Genomic DNA, 6,380 nt, shown 5'->3' on the forward strand with positions numbered 1-6,380 from the left:
TAAAAAGATGTGTAATTTAGGAGAAATGATAGCCAGAGAAAATATAGAAAAAGGATTAGTACAAGGACAAAAAAGAAAAATATTGAACTGATTACAGATTTGATGAATAGCTTAAGTATTTCATTTTCAAAAGCGGTTGAATTGTTAAAAGTTTCTGAAGATGAAGTTTTAGAAATAGAAAAATATTTTAAATCATAAAAAATGGCATAAAGTTAAATACTTTATGCTATTTTTATGATGCTTTCTTTTTATAAGATAATATGAAGATTGTTGACATAACCATAATAAAACCTAATACATCCATTAATGTAAAAGGAGAATGTAACCATAAACACATGCAAATCGTTGCACTTAATGGTTCAACTGCAGCAATCAAAGAGGCTCTCATAGGTCCAATAAGATTGACTCCTATAAGATACATTGAAAAAGCTAAAACAGTTCCGATAACAATAATTCCTGCCATTGCTAAATAGCCATAGATATCTAAAGAAACAGAGATATTCCAAACACGGCCAATTATTCCTAATACGACGCCACCTATAATCATGGCATAGCCTGTAGGAATCAAACTGCCGTATTTATTCATGATATGTCGAGGAAGCAATGAATAAAACGAAGCAGCCAATCCTGCCATCACTCCCCAAAACAATCCTTCAAAAGATAAGATCATTTCATGAATATTTCCATGTGTTGCTAGGATGAAGGTTCCACCAAAAGCTAAAATAACACAAAGAAGTTCTTTTTTATAAGGAAGTCTTTTACAAACAAGACATGTATAGAACATAATAAAGATTGGATTCAAGTATTGTAGTATAGCTGCGGTTGAACTGTTTGAATAATAGATTGCTGTCATATAGGAATATTGGCAAAACATTAATCCTAATAGTGCAAACAAAATAAGTTGAAAGACATCATTTTTATTATTCCAAATACTTAATGTCATTTTTGTATCTTTGATAAAACAAACACTTAATAGAATGATTCCCGCAAAGATCATACGCAATGTTGTAAGCCACATTGTATTTAAATGATAAGTTTGAAATAGAAACTGTCCCATGGTTCCTGAAATACCCCAAAATGTACCACCTAATAATGTAATAATAATTCCTTTTTTCATAACCTCACCCCATGGATGACATTCTAACAAATATTGATTTAAAATACTATATTTGATACATTATTTATCTCTAATATGATAGAATATATTTGCTGGTGCTATAGCTTAGCTGGATAAAGCGTACGTCTCCGGAGCGTAAACGGGTGTTTAGCTAAAATGATTATAATTTCTACAAAAAATATATGGTACTTTAGCTCAGTTGGATAGAGTATGTGCCTCCGGAGCACAGGGTCATGGGTTCGAATCCCATAAGTACCGCCATTTTTATTGGTTTTTCTATTAAAAACAGGATGTTTGATAGGTATTATTGCTTATTAAATATCCTTTTTTCTTTCTAATGAAGTTAAGAACTTTTTTTGATTTTTTTTCTAACAAAAATAGGGCTTTTCTAACAAACTAGATAACATATTAGAAATTAAAAGGGATTAAGTAAACAATTTAATAAGTGTAGGAGATTCAAAATGGATCTCCTTTTTTGCATATAAAGGAGGTGATGAACTTATGAATAATGTATTGCTTTATTTTGCTTTGAAGCATGATGGTGACTTTGAAAAAATATATAACGATATAAAAGCAAAAGTTCCTGTAGATGAAAATGAATTTATTAAATTAAAAAGAGGATTGAAAACAAAGTATGTAACAATTTTAGATAACAACTATCCTACAGTTTTGAAACAAATTGCATGTCCACCCTTCGTTTTATTCTATGAGGGTAATATAAGACTTGCTAAAGATTTAGAGGTTGGAGATGCTTTTATATATTCTTCTTTTAATAATAAAAGGTATTTAAGCACAGTTGAACCATCAGCTGACAGAGGAAAATTCTGTTTTGACTATATCATTGCTTCTGAAAGTCATGATAATTTTTTTAAACTTAGAGAGCATGTAATGGATAAGAAAGTTCCATTAAAAGACTACAGTAAAAATACAAAACATAAACAACAAGAAAGATAGCATATAAAAGTCATCATAGCAGATGGCTTTTTTTACATAGCCAATCAATGATTGGCAAAAAAGAAAGGAGGTCAATTTAATGCTATATATAAAGATAGGAGTGATTACAAATGAGCGAAGTAATAGCAATTGCAAATCAAAAGGGTGGTGTAGGTAAAACAATGACATCTGTCAGTTTAAGTGCATGTCTTGCATTAAATAACAAAAAGGTATTGCTGTTAGATTTAGATCCACAAGGACATTCAACAAAAGCATTTGGATTTTATGACAGAACACAATATCCTTTATCTATGAAGGATGTTATTGTATCAGTTATTGAAGATATACCACTTGATAGAGAACAGCTAATACTTCACAGTAATGAAAATGTTGATATTGTTCCATCAAATATTTCTCTTGCAGGAATAAATTCTAAATTAGAAAGTGCTATGTGTAGAGAAACGGTATTGAAAAGATTTATTGATACTGTAAAAGATGATTATGATTATGTCATTATAGATACAAATCCATCACTGGATAATCTACCTATTAATGCTCTTACTGCTTCTGATAAAGTTGTTATAACTGTACAAGCAGAACCTTATGCGGTTGAAGGTATGGCTGATTTATTGAGATCAATTAATATGGTTAAAAGAAATCTTAATCATGATTTAAAAATTGAAGGTGTATTGATTACAATGACAAATGAAAGAACAAATCTATCAAAGAAAATCACACATGAAGTTAGAGAAAACTTTGGAGGTCATATCAAGGTATTTGATACAACAATTCCAAGATGTACAAAGGCAGCAGAAAGTACAGGAATAGGAGAAAGCATATTTCAATATGATCCAAACGGTGCAGCAACTAAAGCTTATGAAGCTTTTACAAAGGAGGTCATCTTAAATGCCGAAAAAGAGCATAAACGACATAAGAGTTCCTACGTACGATGATTTATTTACCAACGAAGAACAAAGACAGGAGGCAAAACTAGAGAAGATAATGGAAGTTCCTGTTGAAGATATTCAGGAGTTTAAAAATCATCCGTTTAGAGTTAGAAATGATGAACAGATGTCTGAACTTGTAAAAAGTGTTTCAGAAAATGGTATTTTAGTTCCTGTTCTTGTAAGACCACACCCAAATGGTCACGGATATGAAATGATTTCTGGTCACAGAAGAATGAATGCAGCAATGGTAAATGGTCAAGAAAAGATACAGGCTATTGTAAGAGAACTTACTGATGACCAAGCAACAATCATTATGGTTGATTCAAATATACAAAGGGAAAACATTTTACCAACTGAAAGAGGATTTGCTTACAAATTGAAATTAGATGCAATGAAACATCAAGGTAAAAGAAGTGATATAACTTCTACCCAAGTTGGGCAGAAGTTGAAAAATAAGTACTCAATTGAACAACTGGCAGAAGATGTTGGCAACACAAGGACACAGATTCAACGATTTATTCGTTTAACTGAATTAGTTGAACCGTTGCGAGATATGGTCGATGGTATAAGAAGTGATGGAAAAAAGATTGCATTTAATCCTGCTGTAGAACTTTCATATCTTTCAAAAGAAAATCAACAACTTGTTGTAAAAAATATAGAAGGACTTGATTTAACACCCTCACATGCTCAAACAATAAGAATGAAGGAGTTGTCAAGAGAAAATCGTCTAGATGAAAATGTTATTTATTCAATAATGACAGAAGAAAAAGCGAATCAGAAAGAAAAATTATCGTTTAAAATGGAGGATATTAATGAATACTTTCCAAAAAACTATACGCCTAGAGAAAAAAGTGAAGTTATATTGAAACTTTTAAAAGGATGGGCAAAAAGAAGAAATAAAGAGCAAGAAAGATGACAGTTACATATATAACTGTATTTTTTGTACATTTTATTTCAGCAGACTTAGTGAAGGGGGAGTCTGTTTTTTGTGGGGAAATGTGACTCGGTTTTCCCCTAAGAACCCCTTTCCTGTTATCTTACTGGGAAAAGTAATATTTAGTATAGAAGAGAAAAATAAACAATTTTTATTTTATATATGTGAATAATTATATAAATTGACAATGAAAAAGCTTACATAGTAAAATTTAATAAAGATAAAATGGAGGTGAATTCTTGTGAGGTCTTTGAAAAAGTATATATATCCAACACTATCAGATAGAGTGTATGAGATATTGGGCGAAAATTATTTTTTGATTTTGTACCCAGTTTTGTTGTTTTTTATCATTGCTGAAAAATATCTTAATATAATATCCTTCGATGGTTTAGTTTATTTTACATTACTTTTGTTGAGACGAAAATTAGTTTATCTCGATTTTCATTTTAAGAAGATATCTATTATTTTTTGGACGATTACTCTGCTGTTATCTGGATTAAGTTTTTCTTTCTTCAAACAAGCAAATTACTTATACATGACGAAAGCATATGTAGAGTGTAATGTTTTGGAAACAAAAGAGTATTCGCTCGTTCGTCGAAATAAGGGATATACAACTTTTATGATGAAAAATCAGAATGATATTGGAGAAGATTTTAAAGTTATTGAAGATATTATTGGAAAAATAGATTCATATGAAGTTAATCAAGAAAATAGTTATCTAATAAGATTACAAAATAAAAAGGAAAAGATTGTCCGTTTTAATAATTATAATCAGTTTACATTATTTAGTTTAGATGTTGATTAAGAGAAAAGAAAGGAGAAAACTTATGATTAAAAAAATACTTATTGGAATTGTTACGGCTGGTATGATATTAATAACTATTCCAACAGTAAATGCGGAAGATGAAATTACATTAAATGAAGTGACTGATCAAATAATCGATATTTCAGATAAGTATAATTCAGCTGGTATTACATCGGGACAATTATTGAATTTAATTACACTAACTCAAACGGATGATGAATTATTAGATACTTTATCATTAGATAAAAATAATTTATTCGATACATCTATACCAAAAAAAGTTAATATACAATCATCACGAAGTGGAGATCCATATGATGGAAATCCACCTGCATCTAAAGAGGAGCAAAAAGAAAGAATGAAGTATATTCGATCAGTCTATAATAAAGAATATAATGATGGAAACCATGATGAATCTATATATACGATATATTTATATACTTCACATTATATTGAAAATATAAACTATGATAAGAGTTTTTCAGATGAAAAAAATTTCGGACATCCTGTATATGCAAATATTATTTCGCAAAATGATATAGATGCATATGAACAATTTTATAAAGCACAAGCAGGTGTCGCTATTTATAAAGCATTTAGAACTTATACAATCGGAATAAAGAATTTTATTGAAAATGGTGCTAATTATACACTTATGAATGAATTGCTTGGATCAATAAAAGAAAATATGGATGATGAGTATTCAAAATATATAACAGCTCTTGATGCAGCTGGAATAACAAATAGTACTGATATTTTAGCAACAAGTGCCAAAATGTATAATGCATTTACTGGTGCTTTAGATAATGGAAAAACAAAAGAAGAAGAAATAATAGATTATATGAACAGCCAATTGGAACCTGGATTACAAGGGATGGTTTCTAGTACGTATTTCGGATTTGTGAAAAATATATTAGATAAATTAAGTGGTTCAGGAGCAGCAACTGGATTATTTTCTTCAGTTTTATCTGGAGTTGTTTACTATTTTGATACACTTGCTAAAGTAATACCTACTTTATCGCTAGCTAGCTTGTATTATTCTTATCAAATGAGAAAAGCAGAAAGGTTAGGTATCTACTATGGTTTAAAACCAAGACCATAAAATTCAAATGATTTAAAACTTAACATCAAAACTAAATATGTAGAAAGACCTATAGCAATAACTATAGGTCTTTTTTTGAAGGAAGGTGGATATTATGAAGGAAGTAATAATTATTATTGTTTCAATGCAAATTGGTGCACTAATAGGTGTTTTCACAATGTGCTTTTTACAAATTAATAAAGGAAATAGTAAATTTGATAATAAGTAAACAGAAGTCTAAACTGTATATGAAATAAATAATGATGAATAAATGATGAATAAAAGGAGATGAAGAAAGTATGAAAAAAAGGAATGTTATAGTTTTGGCATTATCTACACTGTTGGTTGTTTGTAATGCACTACCAATGAACAATCATGTAGAAAGTAAAAAAGCAGCAGTTATTTCACAAAAAGAGGTATCAAAAAAGAAAACAAAGAAAAAGGATGTATCCAAAGACGAAACCAATGAAAGTGATGAAATTGTAAATGATGCAACCAAACAAGAAATAGAAGAAAATACGATTCAGGAAGATCAAGAATCTGTAAAAAGTGATGTGCAAACT

Annotated in this window: 8 protein-coding genes and 1 tRNA gene; 8 read left to right on the forward strand and 1 reads right to left on the reverse strand. The window is 29.6% G+C overall.

From position 1 onward, the window contains the following. Positions 1-232: 232 nt before the first annotated feature. Positions 233-1,117: a DMT family transporter gene (locus LJD32_RS14265; RefSeq protein WP_227392725.1), complete on the reverse strand. Its 885-nt coding sequence runs from the start codon at positions 1,115-1,117 to the stop codon at positions 233-235. Positions 1,118-1,301: 184 nt separating this feature from the next. Between LJD32_RS14265 and LJD32_RS14270 the strand changes: the two genes are divergently transcribed. The 8 genes from LJD32_RS14270 to LJD32_RS14300 form a co-directional block, all read left to right on the forward strand. Further along, positions 1,302-1,378, forward strand: a tRNA-Arg gene (locus tag LJD32_RS14270). A 240-nt stretch (positions 1,379-1,618) separates the two neighbouring features. Further along, on the forward strand, positions 1,619-2,071 hold the full coding sequence (locus tag LJD32_RS14275) for a hypothetical protein (RefSeq protein ID WP_227392726.1): 453 nt from the start codon (positions 1,619-1,621) through the stop codon (positions 2,069-2,071). A gap of 110 nt (positions 2,072-2,181) precedes the next feature. Beyond that, the gene (locus tag LJD32_RS14280) at positions 2,182-3,003 is read left to right on the forward strand and encodes a ParA family protein (protein WP_227392727.1); all 822 of its coding nucleotides are present in this window, start codon (positions 2,182-2,184) and stop codon (positions 3,001-3,003) included. Then, a complete protein-coding gene (locus tag LJD32_RS14285; protein WP_227392728.1) occupies positions 2,957-3,913 on the forward strand; it encodes a ParB/RepB/Spo0J family partition protein in 957 nt (318 codons plus the stop codon). The genes LJD32_RS14280 and LJD32_RS14285 overlap by 47 nt, the downstream gene beginning before the upstream one ends. Positions 3,914-4,550: 637 nt before the next feature. Beyond that, positions 4,551-4,736 carry a hypothetical protein gene (locus LJD32_RS14290; protein ID WP_147338256.1) on the forward strand — a complete coding sequence of 62 codons (186 nt, stop codon included), beginning with the start codon at positions 4,551-4,553 and terminating at the stop codon, positions 4,734-4,736. Positions 4,737-4,758: 22 nt separating this feature from the next. Continuing rightward, on the forward strand, positions 4,759-5,838 hold the full coding sequence (locus LJD32_RS14295; RefSeq protein WP_227392729.1) for a hypothetical protein: 1,080 nt from the start codon (positions 4,759-4,761) through the stop codon (positions 5,836-5,838). A 94-nt stretch (positions 5,839-5,932) separates the two neighbouring features. Continuing rightward, positions 5,933-6,046 (forward strand): DUF3789 domain-containing protein, encoded by a 114-nt coding sequence (locus LJD32_RS15690; protein ID WP_370747613.1) that lies wholly within the window; start codon positions 5,933-5,935, stop codon positions 6,044-6,046. 70 nt (positions 6,047-6,116) lie between these two features. Next, the coding region (locus LJD32_RS14300) for a hypothetical protein (RefSeq protein ID WP_227392730.1) at positions 6,117-6,380 on the forward strand (264 nt) is incomplete at its 3' end.

This window comes from Faecalibacillus sp. TM498 (genome assembly GCF_020589955.1).
Classification (GTDB): domain Bacteria; phylum Bacillota_I; class Bacilli_A; order Erysipelotrichales; family Coprobacillaceae; genus Faecalibacillus; species Faecalibacillus intestinalis.

What these genes read in the sequence shown, in the direction of transcription:
- LJD32_RS14265 (WP_227392725.1), bottom strand. Translation starts at nt 1,117, where the DNA reads ATGAAAAAAGGAATTATTATTACATTATTAGGTGGTACATTTTGGGGT.
- LJD32_RS14275 (WP_227392726.1), top strand. Translation starts at nt 1,619, where the DNA reads ATGAATAATGTATTGCTTTATTTTGCTTTGAAGCATGATGGTGACTTT.
- LJD32_RS14280 (WP_227392727.1), top strand. Translation starts at nt 2,182, where the DNA reads ATGAGCGAAGTAATAGCAATTGCAAATCAAAAGGGTGGTGTAGGTAAA.
- LJD32_RS14285 (WP_227392728.1), top strand. Translation starts at nt 2,957, where the DNA reads ATGCCGAAAAAGAGCATAAACGACATAAGAGTTCCTACGTACGATGAT.
- LJD32_RS14290 (WP_147338256.1), top strand. Translation starts at nt 4,551, where the DNA reads ATGATGAAAAATCAGAATGATATTGGAGAAGATTTTAAAGTTATTGAA.
- LJD32_RS14295 (WP_227392729.1), top strand. Translation starts at nt 4,759, where the DNA reads ATGATTAAAAAAATACTTATTGGAATTGTTACGGCTGGTATGATATTA.
- LJD32_RS15690 (WP_370747613.1), top strand. Translation starts at nt 5,933, where the DNA reads ATGAAGGAAGTAATAATTATTATTGTTTCAATGCAAATTGGTGCACTA.